The sequence below is a fragment of the Streptomyces sp. NPDC041200 genome, from assembly GCF_055591805.1.
The window spans coordinates 31,545-51,707 of sequence record NZ_JBVIZF010000007.1; the positions used below are offsets into that span (position 1 = coordinate 31,545).

Annotated in this window: 20 protein-coding genes and 1 pseudogene; 11 read left to right on the top strand and 10 right to left on the bottom strand. The window is 74.8% G+C overall.

What is annotated here, in order from left to right; genetic code table 11:
• Nucleotides 1-58: 58 nt before the first annotated feature.
• On the bottom strand, nt 59-1,453 hold the full coding sequence (locus ACZ6CL_RS18385; protein WP_468937381.1) for a hypothetical protein: 1,395 nt from the start codon (nt 1,451-1,453) through the stop codon (nt 59-61).
• A gap of 181 nt (nt 1,454-1,634) precedes the next feature.
• Here ACZ6CL_RS18385 and ACZ6CL_RS18390 point away from each other — a divergent pair, with 181 nt between their 5' ends.
• Both ACZ6CL_RS18390 and ACZ6CL_RS18395 read left to right on the top strand, forming a co-directional pair.
• Entirely contained in the window at nt 1,635-2,897 is a 1,263-nt protein-coding gene (locus tag ACZ6CL_RS18390; RefSeq protein ID WP_468937157.1) for a molybdopterin-dependent oxidoreductase, read from the top strand.
• A gap of 17 nt (nt 2,898-2,914) precedes the next feature.
• Complete coding sequence (locus ACZ6CL_RS18395; RefSeq protein WP_468937158.1) at nt 2,915-3,391, top strand: hypothetical protein; 477 nt, start codon at nt 2,915-2,917, stop codon at nt 3,389-3,391.
• Here ACZ6CL_RS18395 and ACZ6CL_RS18400 read toward each other — a convergent pair.
• The 3 genes from ACZ6CL_RS18400 to ACZ6CL_RS18410 form a co-directional block, all read right to left on the bottom strand.
• Nucleotides 3,333-4,046, bottom strand: coding sequence for a methyltransferase domain-containing protein (locus tag ACZ6CL_RS18400; protein ID WP_468937159.1), 714 nt, complete (start codon nt 4,044-4,046; stop codon nt 3,333-3,335). The genes ACZ6CL_RS18395 and ACZ6CL_RS18400 overlap by 59 nt on opposite strands.
• Entirely contained in the window at nt 4,043-4,666 is a 624-nt protein-coding gene (locus ACZ6CL_RS18405) for a TIGR04282 family arsenosugar biosynthesis glycosyltransferase (RefSeq protein ID WP_468937382.1), read from the bottom strand. The genes ACZ6CL_RS18400 and ACZ6CL_RS18405 overlap by 4 nt, the downstream gene beginning before the upstream one ends.
• 77 nt (nt 4,667-4,743) lie before the next feature.
• Entirely contained in the window at nt 4,744-5,496 is a 753-nt protein-coding gene (locus tag ACZ6CL_RS18410) for a glycosyltransferase family 2 protein (protein ID WP_468937160.1), read from the bottom strand.
• 115 nt (nt 5,497-5,611) lie between these two features.
• Between ACZ6CL_RS18410 and ACZ6CL_RS18415 the strand changes: the two genes are divergently transcribed.
• Both ACZ6CL_RS18415 and ACZ6CL_RS18420 read left to right on the top strand, forming a co-directional pair.
• Nucleotides 5,612-6,451 carry a response regulator transcription factor gene (locus tag ACZ6CL_RS18415; protein WP_468937161.1) on the top strand — a complete coding sequence of 280 codons (840 nt, stop codon included), beginning with the start codon at nt 5,612-5,614 and terminating at the stop codon, nt 6,449-6,451.
• Nucleotides 6,444-7,556: a sensor histidine kinase gene (locus tag ACZ6CL_RS18420; protein ID WP_468937162.1), complete on the top strand. Its 1,113-nt coding sequence runs from the start codon at nt 6,444-6,446 to the stop codon at nt 7,554-7,556. Before ACZ6CL_RS18415 ends, ACZ6CL_RS18420 begins: the two co-directional genes overlap by 8 nt.
• A 61-nt stretch (nt 7,557-7,617) precedes the next feature.
• Here ACZ6CL_RS18420 and ACZ6CL_RS18425 read toward each other — a convergent pair whose 3' ends face one another.
• Nucleotides 7,618-8,703, bottom strand: coding sequence for an NAD-dependent epimerase/dehydratase family protein (locus ACZ6CL_RS18425; protein WP_468937163.1), 1,086 nt, complete (start codon nt 8,701-8,703; stop codon nt 7,618-7,620).
• Between the two features lie 234 nt (nt 8,704-8,937).
• On the opposite strand from ACZ6CL_RS18425, the gene ACZ6CL_RS18430 reads away from it, so the two are divergent.
• Together ACZ6CL_RS18430 and ACZ6CL_RS18435 are read left to right on the top strand one after the other, a co-directional pair.
• A complete protein-coding gene (locus tag ACZ6CL_RS18430; RefSeq protein ID WP_468937164.1) occupies nt 8,938-9,861 on the top strand; it encodes a class I SAM-dependent methyltransferase in 924 nt (307 codons plus the stop codon).
• A gap of 28 nt (nt 9,862-9,889) precedes the next feature.
• A complete protein-coding gene (locus ACZ6CL_RS18435) occupies nt 9,890-10,075 on the top strand; it encodes a hypothetical protein (RefSeq protein WP_468937165.1) in 186 nt (61 codons plus the stop codon).
• A gap of 111 nt (nt 10,076-10,186) precedes the next feature.
• Here ACZ6CL_RS18435 and ACZ6CL_RS18440 read toward each other — a convergent pair whose 3' ends face one another.
• Both ACZ6CL_RS18440 and ACZ6CL_RS18445 read right to left on the bottom strand, forming a co-directional pair.
• A complete protein-coding gene (locus tag ACZ6CL_RS18440) occupies nt 10,187-11,335 on the bottom strand; it encodes a serine hydrolase domain-containing protein (RefSeq protein WP_468937166.1) in 1,149 nt (382 codons plus the stop codon).
• A 68-nt stretch (nt 11,336-11,403) separates the two neighbouring features.
• Nucleotides 11,404-12,399, bottom strand: a complete 996-nt coding sequence (locus tag ACZ6CL_RS18445; protein WP_468937383.1) for a LysR substrate-binding domain-containing protein — start codon at nt 12,397-12,399, stop codon at nt 11,404-11,406.
• A 119-nt stretch (nt 12,400-12,518) separates the two neighbouring features.
• On the opposite strand from ACZ6CL_RS18445, the gene ACZ6CL_RS18450 reads away from it, so the two are divergent.
• A complete protein-coding gene (locus ACZ6CL_RS18450) occupies nt 12,519-12,887 on the top strand; it encodes a darcynin family protein (protein ID WP_468937167.1) in 369 nt (122 codons plus the stop codon).
• 25 nt (nt 12,888-12,912) lie between these two features.
• Here the strand turns inward: ACZ6CL_RS18450 and ACZ6CL_RS18455 are convergent, their stop codons facing one another.
• Nucleotides 12,913-13,698 (bottom strand): peptidyl-tRNA hydrolase, encoded by a 786-nt coding sequence (locus ACZ6CL_RS18455; RefSeq protein ID WP_468937168.1) that lies wholly within the window; start codon nt 13,696-13,698, stop codon nt 12,913-12,915.
• Nucleotides 13,699-13,768: 70 nt separating this feature from the next.
• Here ACZ6CL_RS18455 and ACZ6CL_RS18460 point away from each other — a divergent pair.
• Nucleotides 13,769-14,563 (top strand): annotated as a pseudogene (locus tag ACZ6CL_RS18460) (ABC transporter ATP-binding protein); the annotation flags it as partial.
• Between the two features lie 659 nt (nt 14,564-15,222).
• Nucleotides 15,223-15,891, top strand: coding sequence for an ABC transporter (locus ACZ6CL_RS18465; protein ID WP_468937169.1), 669 nt, complete (start codon nt 15,223-15,225; stop codon nt 15,889-15,891).
• An 80-nt stretch (nt 15,892-15,971) separates the two neighbouring features.
• Here ACZ6CL_RS18465 and ACZ6CL_RS18470 read toward each other — a convergent pair whose 3' ends face one another.
• Both ACZ6CL_RS18470 and zapE read right to left on the bottom strand, forming a co-directional pair.
• A complete protein-coding gene (locus ACZ6CL_RS18470; protein ID WP_468937170.1) occupies nt 15,972-17,375 on the bottom strand; it encodes an alkaline phosphatase PhoX in 1,404 nt (467 codons plus the stop codon).
• Nucleotides 17,376-17,555: 180 nt separating this feature from the next.
• Nucleotides 17,556-18,716, bottom strand: a complete 1,161-nt coding sequence (gene zapE / locus ACZ6CL_RS18475; RefSeq protein ID WP_468937171.1) for a cell division protein ZapE — start codon at nt 18,714-18,716, stop codon at nt 17,556-17,558.
• Between the two features lie 14 nt (nt 18,717-18,730).
• On the opposite strand from zapE, the gene ACZ6CL_RS18480 reads away from it, so the two are divergent.
• Together ACZ6CL_RS18480 and ACZ6CL_RS18485 are read left to right on the top strand one after the other, a co-directional pair.
• Nucleotides 18,731-19,528 (top strand): pyrimidine reductase family protein, encoded by a 798-nt coding sequence (locus ACZ6CL_RS18480; protein WP_468937172.1) that lies wholly within the window; start codon nt 18,731-18,733, stop codon nt 19,526-19,528.
• A 115-nt stretch (nt 19,529-19,643) separates the two neighbouring features.
• Nucleotides 19,644-20,129 carry an indole-3-glycerol phosphate synthase gene (locus tag ACZ6CL_RS18485; RefSeq protein ID WP_468937384.1) on the top strand — a complete coding sequence of 162 codons (486 nt, stop codon included), beginning with the start codon at nt 19,644-19,646 and terminating at the stop codon, nt 20,127-20,129.
• Nucleotides 20,130-20,163 lie beyond the last annotated feature (34 nt).

The window sequence follows — 20,163 nt, forward strand, 5'->3', positions numbered from 1 at the left end:
CGCTCAGTATCACAGAAGTATCACCTGCTCTTCACATCGGCCACTCACTCACTGGCACTCACCAACCGGTCAGCAGCAGATGGTTGACGAGTAGCGCGAGACCGGCCTGCGCCGCCAGCCAACGGCGCAGGTCACGGGCGGGCAGCAGCGCGGCGGAGGGCAGCAGCCAGACCACGAACGGCAGCCAGATGCGCTCCGTCTCGGCCTTGCTCATCCCCGACAGATCGGCGGTAACCAGCGCGAACAGGGCGGCGAGGACGAGCACCACGAGCCCGTCCACCCCGCCGTCACCTCCATGGCGTAGCCGCCGTACCACCCCCGGCGCGGCTCCCACGGCCCGACGGGCTCCGGCGACGGAGGCGAGACCAGCCGTGATCACTGTGCAGGCGAGGTTGGCCCACACCCAGTAGCTGTACGGGCGATCTGCCGCGACCCCTTGGTAGTACCGCTCGACCAGCAGGCTGTACCCCTCCCACCAGGCGAAACCGACCAGGGTGAAGGCACCCGCCACCACTACCGCCCCGGCCAGCACGTACGGCAGCGGCCGTACCGTACGGCCGAGGAGGAGTACGGCCGCCGCGGGCAGCGCCATGAGCGTGAGCCCGTACGAGAGGTACGCGGTGAGGCCGAACAGCAGCCCGGCGGCCAGCGCGACGGCCCCCGGCGCCCGGACCGTACGGGTCGCCGCCAGCGCGAGCAGCGCCAGCCCCCAGGCCACGACCGCCGCGAAATAGCCGTCCGCCGACGCCCCCACCCACACCGCGGCCGGGGCCAGGACGAGGAAGGGCGCGGCGGTGCGCGCCACCCGCTCCTGCCCCAGCGCGCGCAGCGTGACCAGGACGGCGGCCACCGCGGAGCTTCCGGCGGTGACGCAGAACGCCCCCGCCCACGCGCCGCCGCCGAGCCCCAGGCGGTCCAGCCCGACGAAGGTGAGCACGGCGCCCGGCGGATGCCCGGCGATGTGCGCGGGCCAGTGGTCGGGCGCGTTGATCAGGATGTGACCGGTGAAGCCGCGCAGCGCGGCGCCGATGTCCTGGAAGCGGTCGACGCCGCGCAGATACTCGTGCCGCTGCGTCAGCCGCCCGGCCACGCCCCGCCCCCAGCCGTCGACGAGCGCCAGCGACCAGGTCCAGGCCATCGCCGCCGCCCAACTCGCCCCCAGCAACCGACGCCACGGCAGCGTCGCCGCGATCCGCGGGCCGTAGGCGACGACGGCCACGGCGAGGGCCACGGCGGCGGGCGTGCCGGGGCCCGCGTGGGGCAGCCAGTCGGCGTACAGCGGAGCCCAGTCGACGTACAGGATGTGGTGGGTCCGTTCGATCACGGTGCCGACGGCGGCCGCGACGGCGAAGAGGAGGGCCGCCGCCGCGGCGGCCAGCACATCCCGGCGACGGCCGGTCCGCTCGTCGCCGTCCGGCCTGCGCAGAGTCTGGTCATCGGTGCGGAGAGGGATGCGGAGTGGGAGCTTCACGGCCTCACGCTAAGCCGGTGACCTGCCCGATCGGCCGCCGCGGCGCGCTCCGTCACCGAACCGTCAGATCCGTCCGGGCGGGTGCCGCCGGACGGGCCGACGTCAGCGTTTGGTCATGAGTCGATGCCCCTTTTGTCGGGGTCGGCGGCCCTACGGTCGTGCCATGAGCCCCAGTCCACCCGCCTGGCGGAGCCCCTTGCGCGGCCCCTGGCTGACGTCCGTCTTCGGTCTGGTCCTGCTGTTCGGGATCCCCGTGCTGTTCGTCACCGGGCTGCTGTCGTACGCCGCGTACAACCCCGATCTGTCCCCGGTCAACGACAAGACGCCGGACAAGGGACTGCTCGGCTTCTACCTCTTCTCCTGGCCGACCCACCCCGTCTGGCTCTACCGCGTCACCCAGGGCGTGCACGTCACGCTCGGCGTCGTGCTGGTCCCGGTGCTGCTGGCCAAGCTGTGGTCCGTCGCCCCCAAGCTGTTCGAACGGCCGCCGGTGCGGTCCCTGGGGCACGGTCTTGAGCGGCTGTCGCTGCTCGCGCTGGTCGGCGGCGGGCTGTTCGAGTTCGTGACCGGGGTGCTCAACGTCCAGCTGGAGTACGTCTTCCCCGGGTCGTTCTACCCGCTGCACTTCTACGGGGCGTGGATCTTCATGGGCGCGTTCGTCGTCCATGTGGCGCTCCGGTTCCCCCGCATGGTGCGCGCGCTGCGCGGCCGCGACCTGCGGGCGGAGCTGCGTACGCCCGTCTCCCGTACCCGGCCGGAACCGCCCGACGAGACCGGTCTGGTCAGCCCGGACCCCGCCCCGCCCACCATGTCGCGGCGGGGCGCGCTCGCGATGGTGGGCACCGGCTCGGCCGCCCTGCTGGTGGTGACGGCCGGGCAGAGCACGGGCGGCCCGCTGCGGAACACGGCGCTGCTCGCGCCGCACGGCCGGGACCCGGGCCGGGGGCCGAACGGCTTCCAGATCAACAAGACCGCCGCCGCCGTCGGCATCAGTGCCCGCGACATCGGCCCCGGCTGGCGGCTGGTGGTGCGCGGCCCGGGCCGTGAGGTCGTCCTCACCCGTGAGCAGGTGCTGCGGCTGCCACGGCACGGGGCGGCGCTGCCGATCGCCTGCGTCGAGGGCTGGTCCACCTCCGACCAGCGGTGGGAGGGGGTGCGGCTGTCCGACCTGGCCGGGCTGGTCGGCCTGGGCGAGCGGCCGCCGGGCGTCTTCGTCGCATCGCTCCAGCGGCACGGCTCGTTCCGCTCGGTCGTACTGCGGGAGAACCAGGTCCGCGATCCGCGCTCCCTGCTCGCCCTGCGGGTCAACGGCGCGGACCTGTCGCCGGACCACGGCTACCCGGCGCGCGTCATCGTCCCCGGCGCCCCCGGCGTGCACAACACCAAGTGGGTCGCCCGGCTCAGCTTCGGGGAGCTCCAGGCATGATGCGGGGAGTTCACTGCATGAGGAGTTCCGGCTTCCGGCGGTGGTACGGCGCGTCGCCCTCGCAGCTGCTCCTGCTGCTGTGCTCCTTCGCGCTGACCGGCTACGCGGGGGTGCGGCTGCTGCGGGGCGACTGGCTCGGGATCGTGCTGTGGTTCGCCGGCGCCGCCGTGCTGCACGACCTGGTGCTGCTGCCGCTGTACGGGCTCGCCGACCGGGCGCTCCAGCGGGTGGTTCCGGCGCCCGGCGCGTACGTCAACTTCGTGCGGGTGCCCGCGTTCGTCTCGGGACTGTTGCTGCTGGTGTGGTTCCCGCTGATCGCGGGGACGCAGCGGCGCCGCTACGAGCGTTCGGCCGGGCTGTCCGCCGATGTCTTCCTGTCGCGCTGGCTGCTGATCACCGCCGGGCTCTTCGCCGTCTCCGCGCTCTGGCTGTGGGTCAGGGCGGCGGTGTGGCGGGCCCGGGCGGGGGCGCGGAGGCGTGGCGCAGGGTCATGAAGTCGCGGCCCCGGGCCGTCCAGAGTTCGACGGCGGTCCAGCCCGACGCCCGGGCGTGGCGCAGCAGCGCGGGGGCGCCCACCCGGGCCCAGGGGAAGGCCGTGCCGACCCCGCCGCGCCCGTCGTCCACCCGCACCCGGACCCGTTCGTCGACATCGGCCGCGGCCGCCTCGACGATCAGCAGCCCGTCAGGCGCGAGGAGTTGCCGCACGCGCGCCAGCAGGGCCCGCGGATCGCCGCCGATGCCGATGTTGCCGTCGAGCAGCAGCGCCGTACCCCAGCGCCCTTCGTCCGGCAGCGGTTCGAAGACCGAGCGGCACAGGGCCGGGCCGCCGGTGCGGACGGTACGGGCGACCGCCGCCTGGCTCACGTCGATGCCGAGGCAGGCGCGGCCGTACGGGGCGAGCGCGGCCACCAGCCGTCCGGGGCCGCAGCCGATGTCGAGGACCGGCCCCTGGCACCGGCGCAGCACGGTACGGTCCGCCGCGTCGGCCTCCGCGCACCAGCGCTCGACCTCCAAGGGCAGCAGCCAGCCGTCCGCGCGGCGCAGGAACAGCGGGCCCCGGCCCGCGCTCAGCGCCCGCGTATAGGGGTCGGCGCGCCACGGCGCGGCCTTGGCTCCGCTGCCCGCACCGTCGCGTATCGCCGTGCTCATCGGGCGGTGGCCCGGGACAGCCCGGCGAGGGTACGGGCGAACCGGCTGCCCGGCGCGACGGCCGCCACCCACGCGGCGTCGTCCGCCGTGTCGACATCGCGCAGTACGGGCAGTTCGCGCACCCGCAGCCCCGCGTCCGTGAGACGACGCCGCTGTGCGGCACCGGTGGTGGCGGTGGACATCGGTACCCCGCGCAGCAGTTCCGGATCGGGTTCCGCCAGGCCCAGGGCCCAGAACCCGCCGTCGGCGGCGGGGCCGAACCAGGCGTCGCAGTGCCGCCAGCCGTCCCCGGCGAGCGCGGGCGCCAGCAGGGCGGGGGTGATCTGCGGGGTGTCCATGCCGATGAGCAGGGTGGGCCCCTGGCACCCGGCGAAGGCCGTGGCCAGCCGCTCGTCCAGCCCGCCGCCGCCCTGCGGCACGACCTCGATGCCCGGCGGCAGCCAGGGCCCCGGGGCCCCGTCGAGCGCCAGCACCCGGCGCCGGGCGGGCATGCTGAGCACGGCGTGCAGGGTGTCCCCGAGGGCGGCCTCGGCCAGCGCCGCCGCGTCCGCCGGTGTGTACGGGGGAGTGAGCCGGGTCTTCACGCGCCCCGCCACGGGTTCCTTGGCGATGACGACCACGGTGGACTCCGGGCGTTCGCCGGTGTCGGGTGCGGTGTCGGTGCGGGGCAGTGCGCGCGTACGCCTCGTCAACGCGCTCACCGGGCAACCTCCGCGCGGTCGCGGTCGCGGTCGCCGTTGCCGTCGCCGGAGGAGGCCGGAGCCGTGGACGGCGGCTGGCGCAGGACCGCCCGCATGTCGCGCACCGCGTGCCAGGTGCCCCGCCAGGTGCCGGTGACCTTCGACTTTCCGGTGCGCGGCCGGTACGGCACGTCGCGCTCCTCGATCCGCCAGCCCGCGTCGGCGGCCCGTACGACCATCTGCAGCGGGTAGCCGCTGCGCCGGTCGGTGAGGCCCAGGGCCAGCAGCGGTTCGCGCCGGGCGGCCCGCAGGGGCCCGAGGTCGTGCAGCGCGACTCCGGTGCGCCGCCGCACCATCCGGGACAGGGCGAGGTTGCCGAGCCGGGCATGCACCGGCCAGGCGCCGCGCGCCTGCGGGCGGCGGCGCCCCAGGACGAGGTCGGCGTCGCCGTCCGCGACGCTCCGCACGAAGCCCGCCAGCAGCCCGGGGTCGAGCGAGGCGTCGCAGTCGCAGAAGCAGACGACGTCGGCGTCGGCGGCGAGCAGTCCGGCGTGGCAGGCGGCGCCGAAGCCCCGGCGGGGCTCATGGACGACGGTGGCGCCGAGGGAGCGGGCGAGGGCGGCCGAGCCGTCCGTCGAACCGTTGTCGACGACGATGGCGCGCCAGCCCGCGGGGATGCGTTCCAGCACCCAGGGCAGGGCGGCGGCCTCGTCCAGACACGGGAGGACGACGTCCGCACGGAGAGGGGGTGAGTGGGTCACCCGGCCCACCCTACGAACCAAAAAGCCACATTCCGGGCTTCGGGTCCTTACGAAACACGGACGTCACCCCCGTCCCCGGCCGGGGGAGGCACGGCACGCCCGGGCGGGTGCCAGGCTGGAGCGCATGGAGCAGACACCGCCTCCCGGCCGCGTGCTCGTCGTGGACGACGATCCGACCGTCGCCGAGGTCGTCGCCGGGTACCTCACCCGCGCCGGGTTCGCCGTCGACCGGGCCGCCGACGGCCCCGGCGCGCTCGCCCGCGCCGACGCCCAATGGCCCGACCTGGTCGTCCTCGACCTCATGCTGCCCGGCATGGACGGTCTGGAAGTGTGCCGCGCGCTCCGCGGCAAGGGTCCGGTGCCCGTGATCATGCTGACCGCCCGCGGCGACGAGGACGACCGCATCCTCGGACTGGAGATCGGCGCGGACGACTACGTCACCAAGCCGTTCAGCCCGCGCGAGCTGGTGCTGCGGGTGGAGTCCGTGCTGCGCCGCAGCCGTACCGGACCGCGCGCCTCCGCCGCCCCCGTCAGCCCTGAGCGGCCCGGCACCGTCCTCCACCACGCCGGGATCACCCTCGACCCGCTGGCCCGCCGCGCCACCAAGGAAGGCCGGGAACTCGCCCTCACCCTCCGCGAATTCGACCTGCTGGCCTTCCTGCTGCGCCACCCCGGGGTCGCCTGCACCCGCGAGGAGCTGATGCGGGAGGTATGGGGCTGGGACTTCGGCGATCTGTCCACCGTCACCGTCCATGTGCGACGGCTGCGCGGAAAGATCGAGGACGACCCCGCCGCGCCGCGCCTGATCCAGACCGTCTGGGGCGTGGGCTACCGCTTCGACGCGCCAAGCGCATCGGACGCGTCAAGCGCACCGGACGCACCGGACGCGCCGGACGCACCGGACGCGCCGGCCGCACCGGACGCGCCGGCCGCCGGACCGAAGGGGCCGGACCGCCATGCGTGACGTGCTGCTGATGGCCCTGGTCGCGTTCCTCGGCGCCGCCGCGGCCGGGCTGCTGGGCGCGCTCAGTCTGCGCCTGCTGCGCGGCCGGTCCGTCGCCGTGTCCCTCGCCGTCGTGGCCGCCGTCGCGGTGACGGCCATGCTCGCCGGGACGCTCGCGGTCGCCTGGGCGATGTTCCTGTCCCCGCACGACCTGTCGGTCGTCACCACCGTCTGCGCCATGGCCGCGGTGGTGTCCCTGGCCACCGCGCTGTTGCTGGGCCGCTGGGTGGTGGCCCGCAGCCATGAGCTGACCCTCGCCGCCCGCTCCTTCGGGGACGGCGGCAGCTTCGCCGCCCCCGGCGGCGCCGCCACCGCCGAACTCGCCGAACTCGGCCGCGAACTGGCCGCGACCAGCGCCAAACTGGCCCAGTCACGTGAGCGCGAACAGGCCCTGGAGGCCTCCCGCCGTGAGCTGGTCGCCTGGATCTCGCACGATCTGCGCACCCCCCTGGCCGGGCTGCGGGCGATGTCCGAGGCGCTGGAGGACGGCATGGTGGACGACCCGGACCGCTACCACCGCCAGATCCGCACCGAGGTGGAACGGCTCAACACGATGGTCGGCGACCTCTTCGAGCTGTCCCGCATCCACGCCGGGGCGCTGTCCCTCGCTCCCACCCGGATCTCCGTCTACGACCTGATCGGCGACGCCCTCGCGGGCGCCGACCCGCTCGCCCGCGAGCTGGGCGTCCAACTGGTCGGCGATCCCGTGGACGCCATCCCGGTCGAGGTCGACGGGAAGGAGATGACCCGCGTCCTCGGCAACCTCCTCATCAACGCCATCCGCCGTACCCCGGCGGACGGCACGGTCGCCGTGGCCGCCCGGCGCGAGGCGGACACCGTCGTGCTGTCCGTCACCGACGGCTGTGGCGGCATCCCGGAGGAGGATCTGCCGCGCGTGTTCGACACCGGCTGGCGCGGTACCCACGCCCGCACGCCCCCGGCGGGCGCCGGGCTGGGCCTCGCCATCGTCCGCGGCATCGTCGAGGCCCACGACGGCCACGCGGCCGTACGGAACGTGGACGGCGGCTGCCGCTTCGAGGTCCGCCTGCCCGCCGCCCGGGCGTAGGGGGTGTGTTGCCCAGGCGGGTGCGCGGTCGTCCGGCTCCGCCGGGGCGGCCCGGGCGTGGCTACGCGTGCGCCGAAGGCACCGCCGGGGCGGCTCCCGCGCGCTGGGGTGCGTGGGCGAACTCGGTCAGGCCCTCGGTGAACGAGATCGCGGGCCGCCAGCCCAGTTGTGCGCGGAGCCGTCGGGACGAGGCCGTGATGTGCCGTACGTCGCCCAGCCGGTACCCGCCGGTGACCACCGGCGCGGGCCCGCCGCAGGCGGCGGCCAGCGCCTCGGCCATCTCACCGATCGTATGGGGGTCGTCGCTGCCGGTGTTGTACGCGGTGAGGCGGCCCGGCTCCGCCGCAGCGGCGACCGTCTCCAGGGCGGCGGCGTTGGCCGAGGCCACGTCCCGTACGTGGATGAAGTCGCGGCGCTGGCCGCCGTCCTCGTAGACCGTGGGCGCCTCGCCGCGCGCGAGGGCCGAGCGGAAGAAGGAGGCGACGCCCGCGTAGGGGGTGTCGCGCGGCATGCCCGGCCCGTAGACGTTGTGGTAGCGCAGCGAGACCGCGCGGCCGTCCACGGCCCGCGCCCACGCCGCCGCCAGGTGCTCCTGCGCCAGCTTCGTGGTGGCGTAGACGTTGCGGGGGTCGGCCGGTGCGTCCTCGTCGACCAGGCCCGGGCGCAGCGGGGTCCCGCAGTCCGGGCAGCCGGGTTCGAAGCGTCCTGCGGCCAGGTCTGCCTCGGCGCGCGGGCCGGGGCGCACCCGGCCGTGCCGGGGGCAGTCGTAGCGCCCCTCCCCGTACACCACCATCGACCCGGCCAGCACCAGCGCGCGCACCCCGCACCCGGCCATGGCCGCCAGCAGGACCGCGGTGCCCAGGTCGTTGCAGCCGACGTAGTCCGGGGCGTCGGCGAAGTCCTTGCCGAGGCCGACCATCGCCGCTTGGTGACAGACGGCGTCCACCCCGCGCAGCGCCGTCTCCACCGCCGCCCGGTCCCGTACGTCGGCGTGGATCCACTCGGCGCCCGACTGCCGCGGCGGCGCCGCCGGATGGGCGGCGGGCAGCAGGGCATCGAGGACGACCGGCTCATGGCCGCGGTCGATGAGAGCGGTGACGATGTGCGAGCCGATGAAGCCCGCGCCTCCGGTGACCAGTACGCGCATGGCCCCGACGCTAGGCGTTCAGCGGTCCGGGAGCCCGTGTCCGCGCCGTCCCGTCATCGCTCCGTAAGACCCCATTCCGCGCCGTCCCGGTCACTGACCCCCCGTGGCGGCCTGGTCGCCCGGTGTTCTGGTCACACAAAACACACAACCGTGACGTCCCGGCGTTGCTTGCCACTGCCACCGTGGCCCGCGATGACGTCTCTCCCGACCGCCTTCGAGGAACAGAGAGCACCAATGACGGCCACCACCGCCGCAGCAGCGCAGCGCCCCCGCAGCCTCCATGACGTCAAGGGGTGGTTCCCCAGCCTTGACCAAGTGCTCTTCGATTTCTTCCTGAGGCGTCAGGAGCGCCTCGGGGAGCGCGGGGACCTCATGGAGATGGGCGCCTACATGGGCAAGAGCGCCATCTTCACCGCCGCGTACCTGCGGGCTGACGAGCGCTTCACGGTCTGTGACCTCTTCGACGCGGAGGACGCGCCGGACGAGAACAACGCGGCGGAGGCCCGGAAGTCGTACTCCACCCTCACCCGCACCGCCTTCGAGCAGAACTACCTGGCGTTCCACGACGAGCTGCCCCACATCCTCCAGGGCACGACCTCGATCGTGCCCAGCCTCGTGGACGACGACACCTGCCGCTTCGTCCACGTCGACGCCTCGCACCTGTACGAGCACGTCGAGGGCGACATCGGCGCCGCGCGTGACGTCCTGCTGCCCGGCGGCATCGTCGTCCTCGACGACTTCCGCTCGGAGCACACCCCCGGCGTGGCCGCCGCCGCGTGGGAGGCGGTCTTCAACCGCGGGCTGCGGCCCATCTGCCTGACCACCCAGAAGCTCTACGGCATGTGGGGCGACCCCGGCCCCATCCAGGAAGAAATGCTCGCGGACGAGGTGTGGCGCCGCGGGATGCACACCAGCCGCCAGGAGATCGCGGGCAGCCGGGTGCTGCGGTTCTCCGGTAAGCCGAAGAACCCGGCGGCGCCGAGGTCCCGCTACGCCGACGAGGCGCCCGCCGCCGCCCCCGCCTCGAACGCGGGCCGCGCACCCGCCGCCCCGGCGTCGGCGTCCGCCCCGCGCCGCCCCAGCCAGGTCCGGCGGCTGGCCGCCGACGTGCTGCCGCCGGTGGTGACGCGCGCGATCCGCAAGCGCCGCCGCGCCTGACCCGGCCCCGGGCGCGCGGGCGCCGGGCTTGGCCGGGCCCGGCGCCTGGCCGGTCGCGCGCCGGATGCGGCCCGGTCCCGCGCTCGGCCCGGCGTCCGACCCGGCCCCGGGTCCGGCGTGCGTGTCGCGCCGCCTCAGCCAGGTCCGGCGGCTGGCCGCCGATGTGCTGCCGCCGGTGGTGTCGCGCGCGCTGCGCAACGGACGTCGCGCCTGACCCGGCTCGGCGTCCGGCTTGGCTCGCGTCTGATCCGGCTCGGCGCCCGGCTTGGCCCGCGTCTGATCCGGCCCCGCGCTCGGCAGATCCGGCCCGGGGCGCGGAGCAGCGTCAGCGACCCTTCACGCAGGCGCGTACGGCCTCGGTCAGGCGGGTGGCGCGGGCGTCGGCGTGGCCGATCATGCGGTTGGCGACGTACGCGAAGCCCACGCCGTACTCGTCGTCGGCGAAGGCGAACTGGCCGCCCGCCCCGTCGTTGCCGAAGCTGCGCTCGCCCAGCATCGGGCGGAAGGCCGCCGAGTCGAGCAGGAAGCCCGCGCCCCAGCGCGCCCCGGCGTCGAAGCCCAGCCAGCCCCGGCCGGACGACACCTCGCGGACCGCGTCCGTCACCGTCTCCGGGCTGAGCAGCCGCTGATGGCCCTCGACGCCGGTCACGGCCGCCGCGTACATCCCGGCGAGACCGCTCGCCGACGCGGTGGCGCCCGCGCCGGGCAGCTCCGCGCCGAGCAGCGCCGGGTCGTTCCAGCCGTGCGGCTCGTCGGTGCCGGGGAAGACCAGCGCGCCGTTCATCGTCACGATGCGGGTCAGCAGATGCTCGGGGCCCGGCATCCCGGGCCGTCCCTCGGCTTCGACGAGGCGGGCGCGGCCGTCCATCTCCCGCGCGGGCAGGCCGATCCAGGCCCGTAGCCCCAGTGGCTCGGCCACGGCGGTGCGGAAGTACGCGCCCGGGGTGAGCCCGGTGATCCGCCGGATGACCTCGCCGATGAGGAAGCCGAAGACGTGGCCGTGGTACTCGTACGCCGTGCCCGGCTCCCACAGCGGGTGCTGCTCCTCGATGGCGCGGATCACCGGTGCCCAGGCGGTGATCTCCTCGAAGCCGAGCACCGCGTCCAGGGCGGGAACGCCCGCTCGGTGCCCGAGGACCATGCGGCAGGTGATGGTGTCCTTGCCGTGCCGGGCGAACGCGGGCCAGTACCGGCTCACCGGGGCGTCGAGGTCGAGGCGGCCTTCCTGGGCGAGGAGGTGGGCGCACAGGCTCACGATGCCCTTGGCGCAGGAGAAGACCGGTACGGCCGTGTCCCGCTCCCACGCCCGGCCGGTGCGCTCGTCCGCGATCCCGCCCCACAGCTCCACGACCTTGCGTCCGCCGACGAACACCGTGACGGCCGAGCCGAGTTCGGGAAACTCGGCGAAATTCCGCGAGAACGTGTCGGCGACGGCGCCGAACCCCTCGTCGGCCCACCCGTTGTGCTGCTCCACCGTTCCCCGTCCTCCGTCGTGGGGCCCGTGGGTCCCGTGAACTCGTGATGCCGAGATCGTCAGCCCGGTCACGGTACGGCGGTGTGCGCGCCCCGCACGAGCGATTTTGTGCCGAGCGTCCGGCGGACGGCGTCGCGGAGCCAGTGGTGTGCTCCGTCGGCGGCGTGCCGGGGGTGCCAGGCCATGCCGATGATCACCGGTGGCAGCGGCAGCGGGATGTCGAGGAGGCGCAGGCCGAGGGCGGTGGCGGCGTCGGTGAGCGGAGAGGGCGCGGCGCCGGGGGGCGGGGCGGGGACGAGGCAGACGACATCGCCGCGGGCGGCGAGGGTCATCGCGGCCAGGTGGCTGGGGAGGACGACGGTGACCCGCCGGTGGAGGTCCCGTTCGGCCAGGGCGGTGTCCAGGGGGCCGGTGAACCGGCCGCGGCGGCTGACCCCGACGTGTTCGGCGGCGGCGAGCCGGGCCGGGGTCAAGGGCGCTTCGGTGAGCGGGTGGCCGGGCCGGACGGCCGCCGCCATCCGGAGGGTGACCAGCTCTTCGACCTGCGTTTCGGGGTCCACGTGGTCGATGGCCCCGACCTCCAGGTCGATCCCGCCGTCGCGGAGGGCCGGTCCGGCCTCCAACTCCTCGGCCCGGAACCGCAGGGATACTCCCGGCGCCTCCCGCCGGGTCAGCTCCAGCAGCCCCGGGGCCAGCGCCGCGCCGACCACGTCGGCGGCCTGGAGGGTGAACGTGGTGCGCAGGGTGGCGGGGTCGACGCCGGGCCCGGGGGTGAGCAGCGCCCCGAGGCGGCGCACCACCGTGGCCGCCTCATCGCGCAGGGCCTGGGCGCGGGGCGTGGGGACCATGGTCTGCCCGGCCCGGACCAGGAGCGGGTCCTTGAGGACGCGGCGGAGGCGGGCCAGGGTGCGGCTCATGGCGGCGGGCGAGGTACGCAGGCGCGCGGCGGCGCGGGTGACGCTCTGCTCGGTCAGCAGCGCGTCCAGCGCGACGGCGAGATTGGCGTCGATGGTCGGCCCGGGAGCGACCGGCTCTGGGCTGTTCGGACTGCTCACCTTGGTAATTCCATTTCAGTCAATGATCCCTTGCTGAAGTTCCCATTGTGGCAACGCAGTTGTCCTCCGCAGGATGAACGGGTGCCGATCCGGTACGTCCCTCACCTGCCGAACCTGGAGGATCCGCCATGTCCGCCGCGCCGCACACCGCCCCGCCGGTCACCGCCTTCATGCTCATCAAGACCCGGCCCGAGTGGCTCGCCATGACCCCCGAGGAACGGGTCGACGCATTCGCCACCCAGGTCATCCCCGCCATCGAGGCCAAGACCAAGGGCGTCCGGTCACGCTTCTACGACACGGAGTTCTACTCCACGCGCGTCACCGACGTCTGGCTCTGGGAAGCCGACGACCACGAGGCCTACCAGCTCCTCATCGACGTCCTGCGCGAAACCCCGTTCTGGGACCGCTACTTCGAGGTCGTCGACCTCCTCGTCGGTACCGAGAACGGCTACGCCCGCACCTACGGCCTCGACCCCATCGCGACCATCGCCACCTGATCCGCCGCCCGAAGCGATCCCCCGCTCACGACCGTCGTGTGCGGGGGAGCGGGCAGAAGCGGCTGCCGCCCTCGGCCACGACGGTGTCCCCGGGGGCGATCTCGGTGAAGCCCGCGTCCCGTACGACCGGCAGACCGCTCCCGGCGAGCGCGCCCCACCGCTCGGCCGGGGCCGTCCGCACCGACAGCGGGAAACCGGCCTCGCGCCACGCCGCCCGCCGCGCCTCGTCCAGCTCCCACCACGCCAGTTGTGCGCCGTGTCCGGCCTGCGCCATCGTCTTGCCCGCCGACATCGTGACCCCCGGGTTCAGCCACAGCACCGGCCCGGCCGGGTCCGGCGCGGGCGGGGGCGCGGGGTCGTCCAGCTCGGTGCCGGAGACCTGGAGCTTGGCCAGCTCCTTGGGCCAGCCGTCCAGCGGCACCGGCGGGAACACCCGCACCTCGGCCGCCGGGCCGTCCCCGTGCGCCGCCGCCCCGCCCGTGAGCGTGATGCCCGGCAGCGTCTGCGCCCGCCGCCACTCCGCGCCCCGCGCCCGCCGTACGACCTTCCGGATCCGGGCGTCCTGCCAGTCCCGCACGGCCTCCGCCCACTCGCCGTCCTCCGCCGTCGACCGCTCGTCCGACAGCAGGACCAGCACCGCCCGCGCCGCCGTCTCCAAGGCGTCCGTACGGGCCGGGGGCGCGGCCTTCTCGATCCGCACCACCAGGGGCAGCACGAACTGCGGCGCCGCGTCCCGGTCCGTCTCCGCGCGCCGGAACGGGCTGCCGTGGGGAGTGGGGGGACTGGCGGGGATGGCGTCTGAGCTGGTCACGCGGTCCAGTCTGCCAGCACCCGCCGACAGCGGCGGCGGGCCGCCGCCCGAGTGCCTATGCTCAACCAGCATGAGACTGCGAGGAGTCGGGCGCCGTTACGGCCTGGCCGGGCCCTGGGTGCTGCGCGGCGTCGATCTCGACGTACCGCCGGGCTCGCTGACCCGCGTCGAGGGGACGAACGGCAGCGGCAAATCCACCCTGCTGCGGCTGCTCGCCGGGATCGACGCCCCCACCTCGGGCCGGATCACCGACCGCCCGCGCACCGCGTACGTTCCCGAGCGGTTCCCCGCCGAGCTGCCCTTCTCCGTCCTCGGCTACCTCACCCACCTGGGCCGGATCCACGGCCTGGGCCGGGCCGAGGCGGCGCGCGGGGCGGGGGAGTGGCTGGAGCGCTTCGGCGCGGACGCGTACGCGGCCACCCCGCTCGCCGAGCTGTCCAAGGGCACCAGCCAGAAGGTCGCCGTAGCCCAGGCGCTCCTGGCCGCGCCCGCCCTGCTCGTCCTGGACGAGGCCTGGACCGGCCTCGACCGCGCCGCGCGCGCCGTCCTGGACGAGGCGGTCGCGGAGCGGGTCGCCGGGGGCGCCGCGGTGGTCTTCGTCGACCACGACCCCCGCCGCCTGTCCGGCGCCCCGGACGCGGTGTTCCGCGTCGCGGACACCCGCCTGGAGCCGGTCCCGGCCCCGGCGGCCGGGGGCCCGCCCGGGCCCGGTGAAGCGCCGGGCCCGTCGGCCGCGACGCCGCCGGATCGCGGCGCGTCCCCGGCCATCGCCGGACCGCGGGTCCGGGTGGAGGCCGAGCGCCCGCCGGGAGCCGCCCTCCCCGCGAACCTCCCCGGCGCGCCGCAGTACGAGCCCGCCCCCGGGCCGCGCCCCGGCCCCGAAACCGGGCGGGCCGCCCGGGTCGGGCAGGCGCCGCAGAATGCGTCGAACCCCGACGACGGGGCTGCGCGCGCTGTGCAGTTGGGGCAGGCGCCGCAGGGCCCGACGAATCCCGGCGACGGGGCCGGGCCGGGCTCAGGCCCCGCACAGCCCGGGCAGACCGGGCAGCCTGTGCCGGGGCCTGGCGATGAGGGCAGGCCGGGCGCGCGTCCCGGGCAGAACGGGCAGACGGGGTACGCCGCACGGGTCGGGGTGGTGGGGCATGCCGCGCAGCCGGGCCCTGGCGATACGACCGCGCACAGCGGGCAGGGCGTGCCGGGTGGGCCCGAGCAGGCCGCGCCGGGTCCCGGTGGCGAGGCCCGGCCTGTCGCAGAGCCGGATCGGGCCGCGAGGGCCGCGCAGCCCGGGGTGGCGGGGCAGGCCGCGCCGGACCCCCGTACCGAGGCCGGGCAGGCCACGCAGGGCGCACCGAACGTCGGCGACGAGGCCGTGCCGGGGGAACCCTCGTGGCCCGCGCCGGACGGCGATCGGCGGGTCGTGCGGTTTACGGTTGGGGCCGCGGACTCCGATGATCTGCTGCGGGCCCTCCTCACCGCCGACCCGCCCTGGCGCATCCGCGCGGTGACCGAAGTTCCGGAGGACGTATGACCGCCCTGTTGCGCTATCAGATGGCGCTGCTGGCCCGTTCGCATCGCTGGCTGCCGCCGCTCATCCTCTACGCCGCCTTCATGGGCATCGGGGTGCAGGCCGGGCAGCCGGTGCTCGACTCCTTCGGGTACGCCGCCGCCGGGGTGCTGCCCGTGGCCGCGTGGTTGGTGCGGGTGTGCGTCACCAACGAGCCCGCCGCGGCGCGGGCCTGCGCGGCTGCCGCGCGGGGGGCCGGGCGGGTGCATCTGGCCGGGGTGCTGACCGGGCTGGGGGCGGCGGTGGTCCTCGGGGTCGCCGGGACGTCGTACGTCGCGCTGGTCGGCGATCCGCGCAGTGCGGACGGGCGGGTCGCCGTTCCCCTGGCGGCGGCGACCGGCGCCGGGCTGCTGGCCGCGCTCGCCTGCGCGCTGCTGGGCACGGCCGTCGGCGCGCTCTGCAACCGGCCGCTGCTGCGCCGCCCCGGCTGGGCCATCCTCTCGACCGCGCTCGCCGCGCTGCTGGTGTCCGTGATCGGCGCCTCGCCCGCGAACGCGGCCGTATCGGGCCTGGTCAACGGCTCGCGCAGCGGCACCGTGACCATGCCGCTGCTGCCGCTCGCCGTGACCGCCGTGCTCGCCGCCGGGGCGACGGCGATCGCCTGTGCGCTCGCCTCGCGTCGGCAGTAAGCCGACGGTAAGCCGGCAGTATTCCGCAGCAAGGCCGTGCCTCCCGTCCCGGTCGCGCGGGACAGGAGGCACGGGGAGCGTCAGTGGCGCCAGGGGCCGGTGATCGCGAACGTGGTGCCCGGGGTGTAGCAGTTCACGTACATCGTGCGGCGGTCCGGGGCGAAGGTGACGCCCGCGAACTCACCCCACTCGGGCTCGTCCTCGCTGCCGATGTTCTGGCGCCCGCGCGCCATCGGGTAGACCTCGCCGCGCCGGGTCAGCCCGTAGACGTGCTGCGCGCCCTCGCCGTCCTCGCAGACCATCAGCCCGCCGCTGGGCGCGAGCGTGATGTTGTCCGGTGACTCACCGGGCAGTTGCACGTCCGTGTCCGGCCCGAAGACGATCACCAGGGTGAGCCGGTGCCGCTGCGGGTCGTAGCGCCAGATCTGCCCGAAGTGGTCGGCGCCGGAGCCGTCCGCGCTCTTGGCGAAGCTGGAGACGAAGTAGACCGAGTTCCCGCCCCAGTAGCAGCCCTCCAGCTTCTGGGCGTGGGTGATCCCGCCCGGGCCGAAGTCCTGGAAGCGGATGGGGGTTTCCGTCGCGAGCGGATCGGGGACGGTGACCCATTCGATGTCGCCGAAGGACGTCCCCGGCTCCTGGATGGTGGACAGGTCGGCCACCCCCGGCACCCGCAGGGCCTGGAGCTTTCCGCCCGCGCGCAGCGATCCGGTCCCGCCGAGGGGTTTACGGGGCAGAAAGCGGTAGAAGAGGCCGAAGGGCCTCTCGAAGGCGTCCTCGGTCTCGTAGACGACCCCGCTGCGCGGGTCGACGGCGATCGCCTCGTGCTGGAAGCGGCCCATGGCGGTGAGCGGTACGGCGCCCGTGCGGCGCGGATCGTACGGGTCGACCTCGAAGATGAACCCGTGGTCCTTGGTGTAGCCGTTCGTACCGGCCCTGTCCTCGGTCTCCTCGCAGGTCAGCCAGGTGTGCCAGGGCGTGGGACCGCCCGCGCAGTTGACGGCCGTACCGGCGATGGCGACCCGCTCCGACAGCACCCGGTTGGCGGAGTCGAGCGCGAGGGCGGTGCAGCCGCCCATGCCCATCGGGTCGTAGGTCAGGCCCTTGACGGCGGGGACGCGGATCGCGGCGTCCTTGCGGTTCTCATGGTTGCGGACCAGATGCGTACGGCTCCCTCTGCCGCTCGCCCGGCCCGGGAAGGCGGCCATGCCGTCGCAGTGGCTGGGGACCTGGCCCTCACCGGACCGCAGCGCGTCGCCCTCGCGGGACAGCACGCGGTAGCGGAAGCCCTCGGGGAGGTCGAGCAGCCCGTCCGGGTCGGGTACGAGCGGACCGTAGCCGCCGCGCCCGGCGGCGTCCGGCGCCCCCGGGCCGGGTGCGTCGGCCATGGCCGTACCGGCGAAGATCTCCTGGATGCTCCCGGTGAAGGCGATGGAGGCACCCAGCGCGCCGGTACGGCCCAGGATCTGACGTCGTGTCGCTGACATGCGGTAACTCCCTGCTGGCGGACAGGAAAGATGACCGCACGTGTGTATCACGCGGCCCGCCCGCGCGGGAACCATCTGATCGACGCGGCGTGCGCGGACGGTGCGCCCGGCACCCCGACTACGCCGCGCCCGGCCCCCCAACTACGGTGCGCCCGGCCCCCGACTACCCGCGCCCACCACCTACGCCGCGGCCAGCTCCCTCGCGTCGCGGGCGAGCGCGGTGAGCCGGGATATCGCCCGGAAGTACTTCTTCCGGTAGCCGCCGTTCAGCATCTCCTCGCTGAACAGCCGGTCGAACGGCGCCCCGGAGGCCAGCACCGGCACCTCGCGGTCGTAGAGCCGGTCCGCCAGCACCACGAGCCGCAGCGCGGTCGACTGGTCGGGCACGGGCCCGACCCCGGTCAGGCACACGGCCTGGACGCCGTCGGACATCGCGCCGTACCGGCTCGGGTGCACCTGGGACAGGTGCTCCAGCAGGTCGGGGAAGGCGTCCAGGGAGGCGCCGGGGGTGCGCTTGGCCGCGCGGGTGACCACCTCGTCGGAGTGCGGAGCGGGGGCCTCGGGCAGCCCGCGGTGGCGGTAGTCCTCGCCGTCGATGCGCACCGGCTGGAAGTGGGCGGACAGCCCCTGGATCTCGCGCAGGAAGTCGGCGGCCGCGAACCGGCCCTCGCCGAGCTTGCCGGGGAGGGTGTTGGACGTCGCGGCGAGCGCCACGCCCGCCTCGACCAGCTTGCCCAGCAGGGACGACACGAGGACGGTGTCACCCGGGTCGTCCAGCTCGAATTCGTCGATGCACAGCAGCCGGTGATCGCTCAGGGTCTTCACGGTCTGCTGGAAGCCGAGCGCGCCGACCAGGTTCGTCAGCTCGACGAAGGTGCCGAACGCCTTCTTCTCGGACGGGGCCGGGGCCGCGTGCCACAGGGAGGCCAGCAGATGGGTCTTGCCGACGCCGTAGCCGCCGTCGAGGTACACCCCGCGCGGGCCACTGGGGGCGGCGGGCTTGGCCGCCCGGCGGAACCAGCTTCTGCGGCCGCCCTTGTCCTTGCCCGCCCCCGCTCCGCCGCCCAGCTGCTCGGCGAAGCCGCGCAGCACCGTGACGGCCTCGGCCTGGCTGGGCTGATTACGGTCCGGGATGTAGTTGTCGAAGCTCACCGTGGCGAACCGGGGCGGCGGCACCATCTCGGCCACCAGGCGCTCGGCGGGCACCTGCGGCGCGCGGGCCGTGAGGGCGATGGGGGCTTCGGCGGCTATCGAGCCTGCCGAGCCGGATGTGGTGATTGGTGCAGACACGGGTGTCCAGGGTAGTCGCTTTTCCCGAGAGGACCGTCCGGAGGGAGCCATGTCACACTGCGGCCATGCGACGCCTGTTCCCCTTGCCCACCGAACCGTCCGTTCCGCCCGCCGCCCCCGACCGCGAGTGGGGGCTCCACGAACTGGCCGACGCGTATGCCTACCCGGACCGGCCGCAGAGCGCCACGGGGGCGTATCTGCGGGCCAACATGGTGTCCTCGCTGGACGGCGCGGCCCACCACGACGGCCGGTCGCAGCCGCTGTCGTCCGAGACCGACATGCGGATCTTCGGGGTGCTGCGCGGGCTCGCCGACGCGGTGGTGGTCGGCGCCGAGACCGTGCGCCAGGAGGGCTACCGGCCCGCCCGCGCCCGGGAGGCGTTCGCCGAGCGCCGGGCGGCGCTCGGCCAGCCCCCGGCGCCCGCGATAGCCGTGGTCAGCGCCAGCCTGGAGCTGGACTTCTCGGCTCCGCTGTTCACCGAGCCGCTGGTGCCGACCGTGGTGATCACCGGCGCGCGGGCCGCGGAGGAGCGGGTCGAGGCGGCGAAGGCCGCCGGGGCCCGGGTGGTGCGCGCGGGGTCCGGGCCCTCGGGGCGGGTCGACGTGGCGGCGGTCCCGGCGGCCCTCGCCGAGCTGGGATACACCCGGCTGCTGACCGAGGGCGGCCCCCGGCTGCTGGCGCAGTTCGCGACCACCGGAGTACTGGACGAGCTGTGCCTCGCGGTGGCCCCGCTGATGGTCGCGGGCGACGCGGCACGGATCGCGAACGGCCCCCTGGCCGTGGAACCGGAGCGGTTCGCTCTCGCTTCCGTGCTGGAGGACGCCGGTTTCCTTTTCACCCGCTACCGTCGGATTTACCCATAGTTTTGCGTTAAACGGGCCACATTCCTACCACTTCATTCGGACCCGCTTCCTACCCACCGCTTCGTTGACGGCTTGAAGAACGAGAAGGGCGCACGTCGTGTTCACGAGCATTTTGATGATCGAAAAGCCGCTGACCGCTGCCGACGTCGAGTTCGTCACCACCCTGCACGGCGATGACCCGGTCTCCTTCGTCGTGCTGATGCAGCCCCGGGGCAGCAAGGACCGGCTGCTCCGCGCCATCGACGACATCGCGCTCGGCGAGCTGGAACAGGCCACCCAGGAAGGCGAGGAGCCGGAGGGCCGCGAGGCGCTGGAGCCCGCCGAGCGTGCCCTGAGCCATTCGGTGGCGGCCCTGCGCGCGGCGGGCAGCGAGGCCCGCGGCCATGTCGTGCAGCGGCGCCCGCTGGACGTTCTGCGCGGGGTGGTGGAGGAGACCGCCGCCGACGAGGTGATCGTCCTCACCGCGCCGCACTTCGTGGAGGAGTTCTTCCACCGTGACTGGGCCTCGCGGGCGCGCCACAAGGTCGGCGTCCCGGTGCTGAAGCTCTTCTCGCACACGGACGACGAGGTCGGCGAGGGACGGGCACCCGCGGGCGGCTGAACACCGTGGGGGAGGGGCGCGGCGGGGTGCGAGA

Bases quoted from the DNA above. Each gene is read 5' to 3' on its own strand.
- ACZ6CL_RS18390 (WP_468937157.1), top strand. From the start codon at position 1,635: ATGAGCCCCAGTCCACCCGCCTGGCGGAGCCCCTTGCGCGGCCCCTGG.
- ACZ6CL_RS18395 (WP_468937158.1), top strand. From the start codon at position 2,915: ATGAGGAGTTCCGGCTTCCGGCGGTGGTACGGCGCGTCGCCCTCGCAG.
- ACZ6CL_RS18400 (WP_468937159.1), bottom strand. From the start codon at position 4,046: ATGAGCACGGCGATACGCGACGGTGCGGGCAGCGGAGCCAAGGCCGCG.
- ACZ6CL_RS18415 (WP_468937161.1), top strand. From the start codon at position 5,612: ATGGAGCAGACACCGCCTCCCGGCCGCGTGCTCGTCGTGGACGACGAT.
- ACZ6CL_RS18420 (WP_468937162.1), top strand. From the start codon at position 6,444: ATGCGTGACGTGCTGCTGATGGCCCTGGTCGCGTTCCTCGGCGCCGCC.
- ACZ6CL_RS18425 (WP_468937163.1), bottom strand. From the start codon at position 8,703: ATGCGCGTACTGGTCACCGGAGGCGCGGGCTTCATCGGCTCGCACATC.
- ACZ6CL_RS18430 (WP_468937164.1), top strand. From the start codon at position 8,938: ATGACGGCCACCACCGCCGCAGCAGCGCAGCGCCCCCGCAGCCTCCAT.
- ACZ6CL_RS18450 (WP_468937167.1), top strand. From the start codon at position 12,519: ATGTCCGCCGCGCCGCACACCGCCCCGCCGGTCACCGCCTTCATGCTC.
- ACZ6CL_RS18465 (WP_468937169.1), top strand. From the start codon at position 15,223: ATGACCGCCCTGTTGCGCTATCAGATGGCGCTGCTGGCCCGTTCGCAT.
- ACZ6CL_RS18470 (WP_468937170.1), bottom strand. From the start codon at position 17,375: ATGTCAGCGACACGACGTCAGATCCTGGGCCGTACCGGCGCGCTGGGT.
- zapE (WP_468937171.1), bottom strand. From the start codon at position 18,716: ATGGCTCCCTCCGGACGGTCCTCTCGGGAAAAGCGACTACCCTGGACA.
- ACZ6CL_RS18480 (WP_468937172.1), top strand. From the start codon at position 18,731: ATGCGACGCCTGTTCCCCTTGCCCACCGAACCGTCCGTTCCGCCCGCC.
- ACZ6CL_RS18485 (WP_468937384.1), top strand. From the start codon at position 19,644: ATGATCGAAAAGCCGCTGACCGCTGCCGACGTCGAGTTCGTCACCACC.